Origin of the sequence: Brevibacillus agri, assembly GCF_004117055.1 — a bacterium.
Classification (GTDB): domain Bacteria; phylum Bacillota; class Bacilli; order Brevibacillales; family Brevibacillaceae; genus Brevibacillus; species Brevibacillus agri.
Map to the genome: position 1 here is coordinate 3988955 of NZ_CP026363.1, position 17426 is coordinate 4006380.

The 17426-nt window shown below is 55.7% G+C and carries 17 protein-coding genes; 2 read left to right on the plus strand and 15 right to left on the minus strand.

Translation table 11 applies throughout. The features are described from left to right. Positions 1-21: 21 nt before the first annotated feature. The 7 genes from queA to BA6348_RS19665 all read right to left on the minus strand — a co-directional run bounded on the left by queA (position 22) and on the right by BA6348_RS19665 (position 5875). Entirely contained in the window at positions 22-1050 is a 1029-nt protein-coding gene (queA, locus tag BA6348_RS19635; RefSeq protein ID WP_005832421.1) for a tRNA preQ1(34) S-adenosylmethionine ribosyltransferase-isomerase QueA, read from the minus strand. Between the two features lie 42 nt (positions 1051-1092). After that, complete coding sequence (locus tag BA6348_RS19640; RefSeq protein ID WP_122952974.1) at positions 1093-3039, minus strand: SpoIID/LytB domain-containing protein; 1947 nt, start codon at positions 3037-3039, stop codon at positions 1093-1095. Positions 3040-3223: 184 nt separating this feature from the next. Beyond that, the gene (locus BA6348_RS19645; protein WP_005832418.1) at positions 3224-3442 is read right to left on the minus strand and encodes a DUF2905 domain-containing protein; all 219 of its coding nucleotides are present in this window, start codon (positions 3440-3442) and stop codon (positions 3224-3226) included. Beyond that, positions 3439-4437 (minus strand): Holliday junction branch migration DNA helicase RuvB, encoded by a 999-nt coding sequence (ruvB, locus tag BA6348_RS19650; protein WP_005832416.1) that lies wholly within the window; start codon positions 4435-4437, stop codon positions 3439-3441. The genes BA6348_RS19645 and ruvB overlap by 4 nt, the downstream gene beginning before the upstream one ends. 4 nt (positions 4438-4441) lie before the next feature. After that, positions 4442-5059 (minus strand): Holliday junction branch migration protein RuvA, encoded by a 618-nt coding sequence (ruvA, locus tag BA6348_RS19655; RefSeq protein WP_005832414.1) that lies wholly within the window; start codon positions 5057-5059, stop codon positions 4442-4444. After that, on the minus strand, positions 5056-5556 hold the full coding sequence (gene ruvC / locus BA6348_RS19660) for a crossover junction endodeoxyribonuclease RuvC (RefSeq protein ID WP_005832413.1): 501 nt from the start codon (positions 5554-5556) through the stop codon (positions 5056-5058). The genes ruvA and ruvC overlap by 4 nt, the downstream gene beginning before the upstream one ends. A gap of 127 nt (positions 5557-5683) precedes the next feature. Beyond that, a complete protein-coding gene (locus BA6348_RS19665; protein ID WP_005832411.1) occupies positions 5684-5875 on the minus strand; it encodes a hypothetical protein in 192 nt (63 codons plus the stop codon). 132 nt (positions 5876-6007) lie between these two features. Here BA6348_RS19665 and BA6348_RS19670 point away from each other — a divergent pair, with 132 nt between their 5' ends. Then, positions 6008-7090 (plus strand): hypothetical protein, encoded by a 1083-nt coding sequence (locus BA6348_RS19670; protein WP_026558423.1) that lies wholly within the window; start codon positions 6008-6010, stop codon positions 7088-7090. Positions 7091-7173: 83 nt separating this feature from the next. Here BA6348_RS19670 and BA6348_RS19675 read toward each other — a convergent pair whose 3' ends face one another. Continuing rightward, positions 7174-7743 carry a BofC C-terminal domain-containing protein gene (locus tag BA6348_RS19675; RefSeq protein WP_005832408.1) on the minus strand — a complete coding sequence of 190 codons (570 nt, stop codon included), beginning with the start codon at positions 7741-7743 and terminating at the stop codon, positions 7174-7176. Positions 7744-8002: 259 nt separating this feature from the next. Between BA6348_RS19675 and BA6348_RS19680 the strand changes: the two genes are divergently transcribed. Continuing rightward, complete coding sequence (locus tag BA6348_RS19680; protein WP_007782379.1) at positions 8003-9991, plus strand: bifunctional 2',3'-cyclic-nucleotide 2'-phosphodiesterase/3'-nucleotidase; 1989 nt, start codon at positions 8003-8005, stop codon at positions 9989-9991. Positions 9992-10077: 86 nt separating this feature from the next. Here BA6348_RS19680 and BA6348_RS19685 read toward each other — a convergent pair whose 3' ends face one another. The 7 genes from BA6348_RS19685 to BA6348_RS19715 all read right to left on the minus strand — a co-directional run bounded on the left by BA6348_RS19685 (position 10078) and on the right by BA6348_RS19715 (position 17322). Beyond that, on the minus strand, positions 10078-11106 hold the full coding sequence (locus tag BA6348_RS19685) for a phosphotransferase (RefSeq protein WP_005832405.1): 1029 nt from the start codon (positions 11104-11106) through the stop codon (positions 10078-10080). Between the two features lie 11 nt (positions 11107-11117). Then, entirely contained in the window at positions 11118-12542 is a 1425-nt protein-coding gene (locus tag BA6348_RS19690) for a LysM peptidoglycan-binding domain-containing protein (protein WP_122952973.1), read from the minus strand. A gap of 114 nt (positions 12543-12656) precedes the next feature. Further along, complete coding sequence (pheA, locus tag BA6348_RS19695; protein WP_005832402.1) at positions 12657-13520, minus strand: prephenate dehydratase; 864 nt, start codon at positions 13518-13520, stop codon at positions 12657-12659. Positions 13521-13544: 24 nt separating this feature from the next. Continuing rightward, the gene (thrB, locus tag BA6348_RS19700; protein ID WP_005832401.1) at positions 13545-14474 is read right to left on the minus strand and encodes a homoserine kinase; all 930 of its coding nucleotides are present in this window, start codon (positions 14472-14474) and stop codon (positions 13545-13547) included. Further along, the gene (thrC, locus tag BA6348_RS19705; RefSeq protein WP_005832399.1) at positions 14471-15553 is read right to left on the minus strand and encodes a threonine synthase; all 1083 of its coding nucleotides are present in this window, start codon (positions 15551-15553) and stop codon (positions 14471-14473) included. The genes thrB and thrC overlap by 4 nt, the downstream gene beginning before the upstream one ends. Then, the gene (locus BA6348_RS19710; protein WP_005832398.1) at positions 15553-16854 is read right to left on the minus strand and encodes a homoserine dehydrogenase; all 1302 of its coding nucleotides are present in this window, start codon (positions 16852-16854) and stop codon (positions 15553-15555) included. Before BA6348_RS19710 ends, thrC begins: the two co-directional genes overlap by 1 nt. A gap of 24 nt (positions 16855-16878) precedes the next feature. Continuing rightward, entirely contained in the window at positions 16879-17322 is a 444-nt protein-coding gene (locus tag BA6348_RS19715) for an ACT domain-containing protein (RefSeq protein WP_005832396.1), read from the minus strand. Positions 17323-17426 lie beyond the last annotated feature (104 nt).

The window sequence follows — 17426 nt, forward strand, 5'->3', positions numbered from 1 at the left end:
CGGGTGGGATGTGTACCTTTTTTAAACGATCAGCATCGCGTCCCCAAAACTGAAGAAGCGATATTCCTCCTGGACGGCCGCTTTGTACGCATTCATGACATGCTCCTTGCCAGCCAGCGCGCTGACCAGCATCACGAGCGTCGACTTGGGCAGATGAAAATTCGTCAAAAGCCCGTCGAGAATCGAGAACGTGTATCCCGGGTAAATGAAGATGTCCGTCCAGCCCGACGTCGCCGCCAGCTTGCCGCCGTTCGCACGTCCGACCGTCTCCAGCGTCCGGCACGAGGTCGTTCCGACCGCAATGACTCTTCTCCCCTCCGCCTTCGCCTTGTTCACCAGCTCAGCGGTTTCTTCCGGAATCTCGTAATACTCGGCGTGCATGACGTGCTCCTCGACCGAGTCGGCAGAGACCGGCCTGAACGTGCCGAGTCCGACGTGCAGCGTCACGTACGCGAGCTGTACGCCTTTTGCAGCGATTTGCTCCAGGTAAGGCTTGGTGAAGTGCAGCCCGGCTGTCGGCGCCGCCGCTGAGCCTCGCTCGCGCGCATACACCGTCTGGTACCGTTCGCTGTCTTCAAGCTGCTCATGAATGTAAGGAGGCAGCGGCATCGAACCTAACTGGTCGAGAATCTCGTAAAAAATGCCCTCGTACAAAAAGCGTACGATCCGCCCGCCTGTCTCTGTCGCTTCTTCGCATACGCAGCGCAAAAGCCCGTTGCCAAAGACCACTTCCGTTCCCGGCTTCATCCGCTTGCCTGGCTTTACCAGCGTCTCCCAGCGATCGTCCCCGAGCGATTTGAGCAAAAGCACCTCGATCTTCGCTCCCGTCTCGGCCTTTTCGCCGATCAGCCTTGCGGGCAGCACGCGGCTGTCGTTCATGACGAGCACGTCCCCCGGCTGCAAATGGTCGATCAAGTCGGTAAAGCGCTGATGGGAAATGGCGCCAGTCTGTTTGTTCAAAACGAGCAGCCGCGAAGCTGTCCGGTCTTTCAATGGATGCTGGGCAATCAGATGCTCCGGCAGTTCAAAATCAAATTGTTGCACGTCCACGAATCGTTAACTCCTTTAATGACAGTTCATGTGGCAAAAGCCTTACTTGTCAATTGTCACATCCTGGTAATAGTGTTGCAAAATCTGCAGGTAGTCATACCCTTTCTCCGCCATTGCGCGAGCGCCGTATTGCGACACCCCGAGGCCGTGTCCAAAGCCGTAGCCGCGGAACAGGAACTGCGGTCCTCCCTGCTTGCCGCCCTGGATCACTTCGACATCAAACTTCGTGCTGCGAATCGGGCTTCCCCCTTGCTGGAAAAGCGAGCGGAAGGCATCCGGGGAAGGAACGGCAATCTGAACCCCGTTCGCCTCCATCGCGATCACGCGCCCGGACGGTCCTCGCTTCGTCACTTTCAGACTGGTGACGTTCCCCTGAATGCGCGGTGCCTTGTTTTTGTCCTGGTTCGCATTGAGCAAGGCCGTCAGTTCAGCGGAAGTAAACGGGCCACGCGTCCACGCATAAGCATTTTCCTCGGCCTCTTCGGAAAGAATCGTCACCTCAGCGCCGCTTGGCAAGGTAGACAAAACCCGATGCGTCGTCGTGCTCGGACCCGTGCGCAAGTTCGTGTTTTCCGTTGTGATGACGGCTATTCTGGCGCCATTGGCCTCTGTGCCTGTCAGCCGCACCAGGTCGCTGCGCACATATCCGATCGTCCCGTCCGCGAGCTTTACCCGATACCACAGGCTCGCCGCTTCCAGCGGATACGTATCGTCGCTCTCGACGGGCCGCAAATACGGAACGGGATTTCCCCACACTTCTGTGCCATCGGCGGTCATTCCGCCTGCGTTCGAGTAGAACAGGGACTCGACGAGCTTGCCCTGGTAGTAGATGACTTCCCCTGCCGTCTCATCCACCGCCTCGCGGACGTCCTCCGACTCTTTTCCATAGCCGTAATACGCCTGCTCCGTCACCGTATCCGACACGTTGGCAATCCCGTACTTGTTTCCTTGCCACAAAGCTCTCGTTCTCGACAGGACCGCCTGCGTTTTCAACGCTTCCAGCGGCCAGCCCGGAGCCATTTCCGAGCCGACAACCCCGTACAGATACTCCTCCAGCGGCAGTTCATTTACAACCGTCAAGTGACCGTTGTATTCCGACAGCTCCATCTCGCCGCGGTACGTCCGCTGCTCGCGTTCCACGACGCCGATCAACGCTTCCGGCTCCGCCTTTTTCGCCTCGACCGTCAGCTTGGCTTGCGGCGAGAATACGTACTTCCAGATCGGCTCATCCGGAGAGCCGTAAACATCTTGCTTCAGTACGACATACGACTGGCTGTCAGGCGCCTTGTAGGAAAAGTTCGGAAAAGCGCTGCTCGCTTTGCGCGCCAATGCAGCGAGCGCTTCCTGGCTGACCTCGTCGCCGATCCAGACCGCGTATTTGACTTTTTCGCCGTTTGACAACAGCACAGGGTACGCCGGGATGCCTTTTTGCTCAAACGACTCCTGCCATTTCTGGGCTTCGCTCAAGCTTTTGAACTGCCCCGCTTCCAGCCGGAGCGGGCCTTGGACAACCGGCTTTTGCCCCGTCGCCTGGGCCACGGCCGCCACTTGATTGGCCGCTGCCTGATACGTGTCGTATGTACCGCTGACAACCTGGTAAACGGTTTGTCCGCCTCGTTTCGCCACCTGAATCGAGCCTTCATATTTGCGCTGGCTCAAAAGCTGAGCGATTTGCTGCGCTTGGTTCCAGTCTGGCGTCTGCGCCACGATCAGATGATATTCATCCACCCGGTAACGGGCAGCTTCCCCTTTTAATTCTGGCAACTCGATCTTGCCTTCCGGGCCTGCTAACGTCACTTCCATTCCTTTTTCAGCAGTCAGCGTAACGGAAGGAACAACTCCCCTGTAGCCTTTGCCCGTATCCACAAAGAGCGCCACCCGGATATGTTCAGAAGCCGCCTCGGCCGGCGCTGGTCCTCCCATTAGAGCAACTGTCATCAGGCTCACCGAAAGGACTTTCCCCATCCACTTCTTCTTCATGTCGTCCAACGTCCTTCCTTTCTCCTGATCTCATCTCGTCGAAAATTGGCATGTACTCCCATCTTTTTCGACAATCACAGGCGATTTTCCTGCCCTCGCCCGCAAAATGGGACCAGGCGACGCAAACAAAAAGCCACCGGACGAAACGGCTCCGATGGCGTACAAACAGGCTGTGTGTGCAAGGCAAATGCCCTCATTTGAAAAGCCGGAACAAATACATCCCAAGAGACAGCACGATGCTGATGACGATGCACGTCACGACCGGAAAGTAAAATTTGACGTTTTCCTTTTCCACCACAATATCCCCAGGCAGGCGTCCCAGCGGCAAAAAGCGGCCGCCCACCTGCCACAGCAGGCCGATGACGATCAGCACGGCTCCGCCGATAATGAGAAGCTTGGCTATTGGATTCACGATTTCATCTCCCGCCCAAAGTGCTGGTACGCGCTCGGGGTCAGCACGCGGCCCCGCGGCGTCCGCTGCATGAAGCCGATCTGCATCAAATACGGCTCGCACACGTCTTCAACGGTTTGCGCCTCTTCGCCAATCGTGGCGGCAATCGTATCGAGCCCGACCGGACCGCCGTCAAAGCGGTCGATGATGGCGAGAAGCAGCTTATGGTCGATATGGTCCAGTCCGCAGGCGTCTACCTGCAGCCGCTCCAGCGCTTCTTTGGCAATCTCCGTCGTGATGACGCCCTCGCCTTTTACCTGGGCGAAGTCGCGCACACGCTTTAACAGACGGTTCGCCACGCGCGGAGTTCCCCGCGAGCGACGCGCGATTTCTTCCGCGCCGCCTTCGCGAATAATCACCTGAAGAATATCCGCTGCCCGAGAGACGATAAAGGTCAGCTCGGGAACGGTGTAAAACTCCAGGCGGTTCACCACCCCGAAGCGGTCGCGCAGCGGCGCAGAGAGCATCCCTGCCCGCGTCGTCGCGCCCACAAGCGTAAACGGCGGCAAATCGAGGCGCACACTGCGCGCGCTCGGCCCTTTGCCGATGATGATGTCGAGCGCAAAGTCTTCCATGGCCGGATAGAGCACTTCCTCGACGCTCCGGTTCAGCCTGTGAATCTCGTCGATAAACAGCACGTCGCCTTCCTGCAGGTTGGTCAAAATCGCCGCCAGATCGCCTGGCCGCTCGATCGCCGGTCCGGACGTCGTGCGGATGTTCACCCCAAGTTCGTTGGCGATAATTTGCGACAGCGTCGTCTTGCCCAGTCCCGGCGGTCCGTACAGCAGGACGTGGTCCAGCGATTCCTTGCGCATTTTCGCCGCTTCAATGAAAATTTTCAAGTTTTCCTTGACGTGCTGCTGTCCGATATACTCATTCAAATAACGGGGACGGAGGCTCAACTCCGCCGCATCTTCTTCCCAGTTCATATGCGTCGTGATGATTCGCTGATCCAAAATCCTACCCCCTCATGAGCAGGGCAAGCCCTTGTTTGATGAGCTTTTCCACACTATCGCCCTCTTTTGATTTCTCCGACAGCGCATTTCTGATTTTTTGCAGCTCGCCGTCCGAGTAGCCGAGCGCCGTCAAGGCGTCGAGCGCCTCGTTCAACGCGGAAACCGCCTGCTCGCCTGCTGTCAGATCGCCTGCCGCGACGGTCAGGATCGCCGATGGCGTGTATCCGACCAGTTTGTCCTTGAGATCGAGAATGATTCGTTGCGCGGTCTTTTTGCCGATTCCAGGAAACTTCGTCAAGTAGGTCACATTTTCCTGTTGCACCGCCATGACCAACTGCTCGGGAGTCGCCGCCGCGAGAATCGCCAGGCCGCCCTTTGGCCCGATACCGTTCACGTCGAGCAGCTTGCGAAACAGGTCGCGCTCGTCACGGGTGGCAAAACCGTAGAGCAATATCGCGTCTTCGCGGACGTGATGGTGCGTGTACAGCTTGGTTTTGCTGCCTTCGTAGCGCACAAACTGGTACGGATTGGGACAAAACAGGCGATACCCGATCCCTCCGGCTTCTACCACTATGTATTCTGAATCGAGGTAACAGAGTGTCCCTTCCACAAAATCAATCATTTTTGAACTCCTTCCGAGATGGAGATGAACGCCCGAAACTGTGCGTGCGTAATCGCAATGCCCAATGCATCCGCCACGTCGTCAGGCTTCGGCACTTCTTTCAGCCGCAGCAACAGCTTGGTCATTTCCTGTATTTGCTTTTTCTCTGCCCCGCCGTAGCCGGTCACCGCCTGCTTTACTTGCATCGGCGTGTATTCATACACAGGCACTCCGGCCAGCTCCGCCGCCAGCAGGATGACGCCGCGCGCTTGCCCCACCGTGAAGGCCGTCGTCACGTTTTTATTGAAAAACAGTTTTTCTACTGACATTTGATCCGGTCGATACGTTTCCAGCAGGCTTTGCATCGCTTCAAAAATCTGCTTCAAGCGAAGCGGAACGGGCAAGCCTGCCTCTGTCTGAATGCTGCCATACTGGACGGGACGCAATTGGCTACCCTGTTTATCCAGAACCCCAAACCCAACGATCGCAATGCCAGGGTCGATTCCTAAAATGCGCATGGTCCACTCTCTCTCCGTGTGCAAAGTTTCTACTCTCTACTGTATCACAAAGCGCTCGAAAAGCGAACGTGTATTTCCATGCAAAAACCCGCTCCTGCCAAAAGGAACGGGTCATACGGCGTCGCTTTTAGTGTTTGTTCATTCCAAGTGAGTCCGACACATCGTGCTGCATGTGCGCGTATTCATCTACGCCGCTCTGCATCTGCTCCTGGATCCGGTTGATCTGCTGGTAATTGAGCTTGTTGTGTCCTTGGTTCAATTGAACGTACAAACGCTGGTGGAACTGGTCCTTGTAGCTACCTCTGGGCATGGTAGACATAAGAAAAGATTCCTCCTTCGATCGCCGTATGAGTACAGTATGGCGTCCCGCCTCCGGCCTTATGATGCCAAGATTTACAGCTCATTTCCGCCGTTTCGTCTTGAAACCATATAGGGTGGAGGTGCTGATTCGGTGCGACGTTTACTAGCCGCTTTCTTACTCGTCACGCTTCTCTTCTCTGTCTGCTGCGCAAAGCAGCCCGCCCAGGCGAAAGGCAAAGAACCGATTACCGTTTCTGTCTCTGTATCGCCGACTTCGCCTTTTCACTCTACGCTCAATGTTCGCGCCCAGCATTCGTTCGTCAAACGGCTGTTTGCCGCAAAAAAGGTTCCGGCTTTCGTGAATCCCCACTGGGTTCGCGCCACCTTGACCGTCAAAAAGCGCCAGTTTGTGTACGACCACGACGGGAATTTGTTTGAAAGCAACAAGCCTCTGCAATACCTTTTGCCGACGGATGTTCACCAGCGAATCGAGGAGCTTGTCGCGCAGGTGGAACGCGTGCATTATGCCAAAGCGACGCCGTGGGAGCAGGTCAAACACACCTTCGGCCGCATGGAGTACGCCACCGTCATCGACCTGGAGACTGGCGAGCGGTTCCACGTCCAGCGCCGTGCGGGCAGCAGGCATGCCGATGTGCAGCCGCTGACGCGCACAGATACGCAGACGATGAAAAAGATTTACCAGGGCAAATGGAGATGGAAGCGCAGAGCGATTCTCGTCGAGGTCAACGGCGTTTATTTTGCCGCCTCCATGCACGGCATGCCGCACGGTGCAGGGGCGATCGCGGGCAATGACTTTCCCGGCCATTTTTGCATCCACTTTTTCGGAAGCTCGACCCACAAGCGCAAGGAGCCCGATCCCAGCCACAGCCTGATGATCGAAAAAGCGTCCGGCTCGCTTGCGACGACGATCACAGGTGCTACTGCCGAGGAGCTGGTGGGGTATTTCCTCACTGCCCTGCACGAACAGGACAACCACGTCCTGCAAATGACGACAGACGGCTTCCCGCTGCCTGCCCGGCTGTCTGACGTAGCCTCCGTCCGCAAGACCGAAATCGTCATTCCTTCTGACGAGCGGGGGCCGTTGCTCTCGGAGGTCCACGTCCACCTGACTTACTTCACGCATGACAACCATGAACGGAACGAAGAGTGGACGTTTCTGCTGCGCCGCTCCACGCCGTGGGACAAGTGGCGGATTATCGCTGTAGACTTGTAACGAAATGCAGCACAACAGTACGGCAGCACGAAAAAAACCGACCATTCCCCCTGCGGGATCGCCGACTTTTTCCTCTGCTCGCTTTAGTCGCCATCCAGTTGAAACTCCCCGTACGTCGACAGGACGCTGTTATACTCTGCCAGATTGCGAATGCGGATGCCCCGCTTCAAGCTCTCCAGCTCTTCTTTTGGCAGGCTCGCTTCCATTTTTGCCGTGTTGATGCGGTAAAACGTCTGGATGACGTCCTGCTCGGCGGGAACCCCGTGAAACAGCGTCAGCATTCCGTCCGCCGACAAGCCGAAATGGCCGTTCTCCTTGCATGCGGGAGAAATGTCCTGTTCCCTTCTCATTAAAATCATTTTGCTCGGATCGGCTGTCACGATCTCCCAGCCTTTGTAATCCCCCATCGCTTCCGGCAAATGGCCTGCGGCGATCGGTTGACGCTCTTCATCCCGGACGCCGCACAAGTAGCTGCGGGTCAACACCAGTTCATACGGCTTTCCTGCCACCGTTGCCGTCTTGCCGATGTCTGTATGCAGCAGTTGAAGCAGTCCGTTCTCTCTGCCTCCGCTGCCTGCCAGCAGGATGCCCAATACGACACCGGTGAGAAGCGCAGCGCCCCACGATGCGTACACCATCCATTTTTTTCGCATGATTTGATGAACCCCTTCTTATACCTTTTTTCCTAGTTTTGCCATGTTTGAAGGGGGACATACGTGAATCTCTCAAGGATTCGTAATTGGCGAGAAATTTATCGCGGGCAAACGGCAAATTGAGCAATCATTATATCTTTTTTGTCAATAGACAAAATTTAATAATCTTAACCTACAATTATCTACCAATCTACAGATTGTAGTGATAAACTATTTTTGCTTGGCACTTATTGTGAACTTATTGGAGGTCAACCAAAAAATGAAAAAGACAAACAAACAAATGCTGACCGCTTTTCTCCTCAGCACTTCTTTAGTTGTCAGCGCTCTCACGTTCCCTGTTACCCCTGTGAGCGCCGAAACTGGCTCCACCCTGAAGCTCCGCCTGCTTGAAACTACCGATATCCATACCAACATCGTAAACTACGACTATTACCAAGACAAAGCCACGGACGAGTTCGGCTTCGCCAAAACCGCTACGCTGATTAAAAAAGCGAGAGACGAAGCGAAAAACAGCATCCTCATCGACAACGGCGATCTGCTGCAAGGAAACCCGCTGGGCGACTACGTAGCGAAAATCGATCCGCTGCAAGACGGAGAAACTCACCCGGTTTACAAAGCGATGAACCTGTTGAACTACGACCTTGGCAACATCGGGAACCACGAGTTCAACTTCGGTCTGGAACATCTGGATCGCAGCCTGAAGGGCGCGAAATTCCCTTACATCAACTCCAACGTCTACATCGACGACAAGGATAACAACCCGAACAACGACAAAAACATGTTCACTCCTTATCAAATCCTCGAGCGCAAGTTCAAGGACGAGAGCGGTAAAGAAGTAACCTTGAAAGTCGGTGTCATCGGCTTCGTTCCGCCGCAAATCATGCAGTGGGACAAAGCGAACCTGGAAGGCAAAGTGATCGCCAAAGACATTGTGGAAAGCGCCAAAAAGTTCATCCCTGAGATGAAGCAAAAAGGTGCCGACATCATCGTAGCGGTTCCGCACTCCGGCATCGGCCCGGTTGAACCGGCAGCGAACCTGGAAAACGCGAGCTACCAACTGAGCAAGGTCGAAGGCATTGACGCGATCCTGTTCGGCCACTCCCACCTCATCTTCCCGGGACCTGGCTTTGAAAACATCCCTGGCGTTGACGGCGAAAAAGGCACTATCAACGGCAAACCGGCTGTCATGCCTGGCTACTGGGGCAACAACCTCGGCGTGATCGACCTGACGCTGAAGCAAGAAAACGGCAAATGGAAAGTGGCTGAGTCGGTTACCAAAACGATTCCGATCTACGACAAAACAAACAAAGCTTCCTTGGCAGATGCAGATCAGGCCGTTCTCGATGCCGTCAAAGAAGACCACGACCACACCGTGGAATGGGTGCGCTCCGCTGTAGGGAAAACGTCTTCCCCTATCTTCAGCTACTTCGCGCTGGTACAGGATGACCCATCCATCCAGATCGTGACGAATGCACAAAAATGGTTCGTAGAGAAAAACATTAAAGGCACAGAATACGATGGCATTCCGGTTCTGTCCGCAGGAGCTCCATTCAAGGCAGGCGGCCGCAACGGCGCATCCTACTACACCAACATCCCTGCAGGCACGATCGCCATCAAAAACGTATCTGACCTGTACATCTATCCAAACACATTGAAGGCTGTTCTGATTAACGGCTCCCAACTGCAAGAATGGCTGGAGCGCTCCGCAGGCCAGTTCAACCAGATTGATGTGAAGAAAACAGAAGAGCAGCCGCTCATAAACGAAGCGTTCCCTACTTACAACTACGACGTAATTGATGGCGTAACCTACCAAATCGACGTGACACAGCCATCCAAATACGCGATTGACGGCAAGCTGGAAAACAAAGATGCGAACCGCATCAAAAACCTGTCCTACAACGGCAAACCAGTCAAACCGGAAGACAAGTTCATCGTCGTCACCAACAACTACCGCGCAGGCGGCGGCGGCAACTTCCCTGGCCTGGACGGCAAAAACATCGTCATCGATTCTCCGGATGAAAACCGCCAAGTAGTGATCGACTACATCCTGAGCCAAAAAGACATCAACCCGGCAGCAGACAACAACTGGACGTTTGCGCCAATCAAAGAAAAAGTGAACGTAACCTTCACTTCTTCTCCAGACGCGAAGCCTTTTGCCGAAAAAATGCCCAACCTGAAATTCATCGGCCAACTGGAATCCGGCTTTGCCAAGTTCGCTATCGACCTGTCCAAGCCAGCTTCCAAGTAAGCTTAGCGTCTCCAAGACAAACATCCCTCTTTTGCAAGAGGGATGTTTTTTTCGTATCGTCCAATCCGAGCGGACAAAAGAGCAATTTACCCGACAAAATGATATTCTCCCCACGGCGAACGCTGGAAGATGCGCTCCCCGTCATTCAAAAACTTTTGCCGGTTTTGGGCAAGTTTTCCCTCTAGCATGACAAGCTGCAGGACGCCGCGCATATGGTAGCCTGGTCGCCTGCTGTACAGCCCTGTCACCTCGCGCAAAAAATTGTCCGGGTAACGGAGCAGTTGATGAACGGTCCAAATTTGCGTGTCGCTCAAATAGTTAATGTTGCTGTATGCCTCCATCGCTTCCACGAACGATTCCATCCGATAGTCCTGCATCAGCAGCATGCGCGACATCAACTGGACGAGGTCGACGAGCTGAATGTCGTGGCCGACCGTATCCAGGTCGATGAGATAGCAGTTGCCCCGCTGGGTGAGCAAAAAGTTGTGGCTGGCAACGTCCCGATGCGCGAGCGTACCTCTCTCCATGGCCAGGAACATTTCCGGCGTCAACGGCAGCTTGTAGGCAGACTGCAGCAACTGCTGGCCGTCGCGCAGCACTTCATCAGCCGAGTGGGCGATGATTTGCTCCAGCTTGTTTTGCGGGCCGTTTTGCTCAATCATCCAGGTGAGCCGCTCGAAGTATTCCAGGCGGCTTTCCCATTTATCCAGCAAGTTCGGCTTTCCTTCGTACGCATACGAATGGGAGACGGGAAAGCCTTGCGCCGCGACATGGAAGCGCGCCAACGTCTCCGCTGTCTTTTTCACGTCATAGAGCGACGCGTTGTCGGCTTCCTCGCCGTCGATCAGCTTCATGATCGTGTAATAACGATCCTCGTAAGGAAAAATTTTGGCGCCCTCCGCATCGGAGACGTAGTGCACCGTGTGAACAAAGCCCTTTTGCCTCAAGGCATCGGCTAACTCCGTGACCCATACTGCTTTTTCCAACTGCTTATACCCTTTGATGATCCAGTGTCCCCGGTCTGTTTTGAGCAGATTGACGTTCCTCTTAGGCTTAACCCCGTGCACCTCACAACGAAAAGCTTTTTCGATCGCTGGTATGAGTCCTTTGTTCATAACCGTCCCTCTCAGTACGAAGAGGATTCATCGAGCCCGTCTCCCCAGTTTGGCCATGCGCCTTGCTCTGGCATGGAGGCGACGCACTGGGTAGGCGGGAACATCATGTTGTTGTGAAACGGCTGCGGGCCACGGCTGCTTCTCACGCGTCTGCGCTTTCTGTACTCCGGGCTGGCCGAGGAACACTCACATGATGACGATGACTCCACTGGTTCTGGGCAAACAGGCAGCTTCGCGCGAGGCTGTCTAGGCGGAGACGGTGGATATGGCATAGGCATGGGCGGATGCAGCGGTTGCAGCGGATACAGCGGCATTGGAAGCGGCATCGGACGTATCGGCGGCATTCCGAACGGGATCATCCCCGGGAATGGCGGCATCATCTGCCACGGGCTGACAAACGGCCTGTAGGGAAACATCGGCTGTCCCGGGCCTGGACCTGGGAACGGCCTTTGCCATGGCCCTGGCCCCATCTGCTCCGGACTGACCAGTTGTCTTCCCGGCTGCTGCGGCATAGGCATTCTCGGAGCCGCGCACGGCGGGCAAGGTCGCACAGGCGGGCATGGCCGAAACTTTGGCGCAGGCGGCAGCGGGTGCACTTGCTGCTGCGGCGGTCTCGGTGGCATCGGCATCGGGCGTACCTGCTGTGGCGGCATTGGCTGCAGAGGGCGCACCTGTGTCGGAGGCATCGGCGAAAACGGCCTCACCTGGCCTGGTGGGATGTTTGGCTGAGTCTGAACAGGCGGGCATGGCGGACACTGGATCGCAGGCGGTGTCTGCGGCTGAAGCGGCCTGATCTGTGTAGGCGGCAGCGGCGGTACGTTCGGCATCGCGATGTTCGGCGGGCTGGGAGGCTGGTAAATATACGGGCTTACTTGCGTTGGCTGCACGGGCGGAACGACAGGCCGGGCTGGCGTCGTCGGCACTGGCGGCCTCTGCGGCTCTAGGTTGATGTTCGGTCCGGGTGGCTTTGGCGGAACGACCCTCTCCGGCAGCGGTGCAGGCGTTGGCGTTGGCCGGATCGTCTCTGGCGACACAGACGGGGTTGGCGAAGCCGGTGGCCTTTCCTTCGCTGGCGGCGTAAACGGAATCTCCGGACTCACTCTTGGCTTGGATTCCGATTCAATCCGCACCTCTTCCTCTTGTTCTTCCGGCTCGATCGGACGCCGCTCAATCTGCAGCGGAACTTCCTCCGACTCAGGCTCGGTAATCGGCCGTTCTTTTACATATGGAGCCGCCTCGCTCATCGGGTGAGGCGTTGTTCGTGGCTGTGGTCTGACAGGAACGCGCTTTGCCGGAATTTTGATTCTCGCTCCGGGATAGAGCGTGTCGGGAGTTTTGATCTGGCTGTTTAAGCGCAGCAGTTCCTTGTAATCGACGCCGTATTTTTTGGCGATCTTCCACATGCTCTCGCCTTTTTGTACGATGTGAATCCTCAATGTTTCTCCTCCCTTGCGTAAAAACTCCCTACCATGGTATGCACCCATGGGCGTTTTGCTCCTTTACGCCTTGGCTTTCCTGACCGGGGGAGAAAAAAGAAAAAAAGCCAATTTCTAAAAATTGGCTTTTTGCATATAAAACGGATACGTTCCAAGCTGGCGCACCTGACAGCCGATCGCTTCAATCTCGGCAAAGGCTCCCGGCAGCAGGACATCATCCATTTTTTGCTCGATATCAATGACAAAATAGTAGCTTCCCAATGCTTTTTTCGTCGGGCGGGATTCAATCCGCGACAAGTTGACTTTTCTCCAGGCAAACGCCGCCAGCACCTGGTACAGCGCCCCCGGGAAATCTTCCGGCAGCGTGACGAGAATCGTCGTCTTTTCGCGCGCAGACGCCGGCAGCGCAAGCGGTTCCTGGCCGACGAGCACAAAGCGGGTGTAGTTATTCGAATAATCTTGAATTTGCTCGCGTGCGAATTCCAGCGGATAAATCTCCACATTCAGCCTGGTGCCGACAGCAGCCCACGGCTCTTCGGGATGCTCGCTCACGGTTTTCGCTGCCAGCGCCGTGCTGTTCACGTACTCGATCTGGGCGTGCGGCAAGTTTTCGCGCAAAAAGTTGTGGCTTTGCGCGATCGCCTGCGGATGCGACAAAACTTTCGTAATCGCAGACAAAGGCAGCGGCTGCTCCCTTTTTGCCACCAGCAAGTTTTGCGTAATCGGCAGCGCCAGCTCGGCCATAATCGGCAAGTCGACTTCGTGAATGAGCCAATCCAGGGTGGAGTTGACGGTTCCTTCGATGGAATTTTCCATCGGCACAACCCCGAATGCCACTTCCTTGTTGGAAACGGCGTTCAGCACATCAATAATGCTCGGGTACGGAACGAGCGAGATCGGCTGGTCTTGCGTCAAAGACCGGGCCGCCTCTTCCGTGAACGTTCCGCGAGGTCCGAGAAAAGCGAGTTTCTTCTCCATGGCGTTCTCCTATCCAACTATGCTCTATCTCTGATGGATTTCTACTTGTACGCCATTTTCGTCCGGCTGCAAAATCATGACACGGTAAGTAATGCCGTGCCCTTTCATCACGCTGTCCACGAATGCGCGCAGTCGTCCCTCCTCTTCTGCGGTAGAAAAGAAGCAAAGAATCGTCGGACCCGCGCCGCTCAAGGCAGCGCCTACGGCACCGTGCTCAGTCGCTTTGTCCAGGATTTCGTTCAAGCCAGGTACAAGTTTAGCGCGATACGGCTGGTGCAGCCGATCTGACATAGCCCGTCCCATCAGGTCGAGTCTGCCTTGTGCCAATGCGGCAACGAGCAAACTGCTATGTCCCACATTATATACAACATCTTCCTTGCTGTACACCTGCGGCAAAACGTTGCGCGCCTTTTGCGTCTCCAGCATGAAATCCGGGATGACGACGAGCGTTTGCAACCCGGCGGGAGGGGCGAAGCGAACATACGGGACGGGCTCCCCCGCTTTTTCCGGCATGGTCGCCACGATGATGCCGCCAAACATCGAGGCTCCCACATTGTCGGGGTGTCCCTCCATCGCTGTTGCCCGTGCGAACAGCTCTTCGCGGGTAAATGGCTCCCCGGCAAGCTGATTCGCCGCCACCAGCGCGCCGACAATCGCCGCGGCACTGCTGCCCAGCCCGCGCGTCAAGGGAGCGTCGCTCGAAGCCCGTATCGCCAGCTCCGGAACTGCCAGCCCGGCTTCTGCAAACAAGCCCGCGGCTACTTGATACAACAGATTGCTTTTGTCTGCTGGCGTCCCTTCCAGCTCTTTTCCAACCAGCTCGACGGTTGTCTGCTCGCTTACTTCCATTTCCACTACCGAATACAGTTGAAAAGCCATTCCCAAAGCATCGAAGCCCGGCCCCAGATTGGCTGTGCTTGCGGGAATCGTTACTTTTACGCGCTGCTCGCTCATGACACGACTTCGCTTTCGCTCTGGCGAACCAGTTGCATGACGGCTTCATGTGTCGCAGGCACCGAGCGCGGCTCCTCGCCTACGAGCTTCAGGGCGATGTTCGGGTCTTTCAGGCCATTTCCGGTCAAAACGCAAGCAACCTTGACGCCCTGTGGAAGCTTTCCGGCCTGATGCAGCTTGATGATGCCCGCCAGCGATGCGGCAGATGCCGGTTCGCAGAAGACGCCTTCGTTTTTCGCCAAAAGCTGGTACGCCTGCATGATCTCTTCGTCCGTCACGCTGTCGACGAGTCCGTTCGATTCGGCGATCGCGTTCAGAGCGCCATCCTTGCTCGCAGGGTTGCCGATGCGGATTGCTGTTGCGATCGTCTCCGGATTGGGTACAGGCTGTCCGAGCACGAGAGGCGCCGCTCCCGCTGCCTGGAAGCCGTACATGTGCGGCAAGCGGCTGGATTTGCCCGCTTTCTTGTACTCTTTGAAGCCTTTCCAGTAGGCGGTGATGTTTCCGGCGTTGCCCACGGGAATCGCCAAAATGTCCGGTGCGTCAGCCAAGGCGTCGCACACTTCGAACGCTCCTGTCTTTTGCCCTTCGATCCGGTACGGGTTGACGGAATTGACGAGCGTAATCGGCTCTTTCGCCGTAATTTCGCGCACGATGTTCAGCGCCTCGTCGAAGTTGCCGTCGATGGCGATCACTTCCGCGCCATACGCGATCGCTTGCGCCAGCTTGCCGAGGGCGATGTTGCCGCTCGGAATCAACACGATGCAGCGCAAGCCGGAGCGCGCGGCGTAAGCAGCGGCAGCAGCCGACGTGTTGCCGGTGGAAGCGCACATGATCGTTTTGCTGCCTTCCTCTACTGCCTTGGCGACAGCCATCACCATGCCCCTGTCCTTGAACGAGCCTGTCGGGTTCAGCCCCTCGTACTTCACGTACAGCTCGACGCCGAGCTGTTTGGACAGGTTTGGCGCGTGAATCAACGGTGTATTTCCTTCGTGCAGGCTGATGAGCGGTGTCTTGTCCGTAACCGGAAGAAACTCCCGATAGCGTGCGATGATGCCAGATTGTCGATCCGAACTCATTATTTGTCTCCCCCTTCTACCCGGTAGCAGCTTTCAATCTTGGACACGATGTCCATTTGTTCCATGTAGGCAATGACTCCGTCCATGTCGCTTTTCGAGGACAGGTGCGTCACCATGATGATTTCCGCCTCGCCGCCATTGTTGTACGGCTGCTGGATGACTTGCTCCAGGGAAATGTTTTTGTCAGCCAAAAGCTGGGTGATCTGCGCCAAAACGCCGCGCTTGTCTGTCACTACGATCCGCAGGAAGTATTTGGACAGCTTTTCGCTGTCGTCCTTGAGAATTTTTTCTTTGTACGGAGCGACCATTCCGCGTCCGTTTACCCCGAGCTTTCTGTTTTTCACAACGGTAACGAGGTCGGACACGACTGCGGTCGCAGTCGGAAGCTCGCCCGCGCCCGGCCCATAGAACATCGTCTCGCCAACCGCTTCGCCGTGAACGTACACTGCGTTGAACACGCCGTTGACGGAAGCCAGCGGATGCGATTTTGGCACCATTGTCGGCTGCACGCTCACCTCGATCGCTTCCCCATCGCGTCTCGCCAGGCCCAGCAGCTTGATCTCATAGCCCAGTTGCTTGCCGTAGGCGATGTCCTCTTTGCTCACTTTGCTGATTCCTTTGACGTCCACGTCTTCGAGCTTCATCGGTACGCGGAAGCCGAGCGTCGCCAGAATCGCCATTTTGCGGGCCGCGTCGAAGCCTTCCACGTCAGAGGTAGGATTCGCCTCCGCATATCCCAACGCTTGCGCCTCCTTCAAAACGTCGCTGTAGTCTGCCCCCTCCTGGCTCATTTTGGTCAAAATGTAGTTGGTCGTCCCGTTGACGATGCCCATCATTTTGGTGATGCGGTCAGAGGAGAAGCCTTCCACCAGCGCGCGCAAGATCGGAATGCCGCCTGCCACGCTCGCTTCGTAAAACACGTCGCAGCCTTTTTCCTGCGCCTTGTTCAAAATTTCAGCGCCGTGCAGCGCCATCAAGTCTTTGTTGGCTGTCACCACATGCTTGCCGCGCTCCAGTGCTGCGAGAATGTACTCCTTCGCCGGATGGATGCCACCGATGACCTCGACGATCACCTCAATGTCCGGATCATCCAGAAGCTCAGCAGGTTCTGTCGTCAGCAGATTATCCATGGAACTGATATTGCGGGATTTCTCGGCGTCCTGCACGAGAATTTTCGTAATCTCAATCCCCAGTCCCGTCTGCTTTTGCAAGTCGTCCTGATGCGCCTGGATGATGCGGACAACCCCTGTCCCTACTGTGCCAAACCCCATTAACCCCAGCTTGATGCTTTGCTTCTCCATTGTTTCTCTCCTCCTACCCTTCTTTTACCCTCTGCCGACGATCATCGCTTTGCGAACGCCGGGGATTTCTTGCAAGCTTTCCAGAAATTCCGTGCTGGATACGCGCAGGTTGGCCATATCGACAGACATGGAAATGTTGGCAATCCCTTGCAGCGGAATCGTCTGGTTGATCGTCAGCACGTTCCCGCCTTGTTCTGCTACGTACGTGAGCACCTTGGACAAATAACCGGACATGTGCTCCAGCGAAAACGTGATCGTCATGATCTTTTCGCTCATCATGGCATTGAAGGGAAAGATACCGTCCTTGTATTTGTAAAAAGCACTTCGGCTCAGTCCCACCCGCTCCACTGCCTCATTCACGGTGTCCACTTCGCCGGATTCCAGCATCTTTTTCGCTTCGATCGTCTTCACGATAGATTCTGGTAAGATGTCAGATCGTATCAAGTAGAACTTCTCTTCCCGTTTCACCGTCGTGTCCTCCTGAGAAAAACAGTTGTTTCTTCATAGAGGACATTATAACGGATACCGTCCGCTGTGACAATCCTTGAACGCCAATTTTTTTCACCCAACCT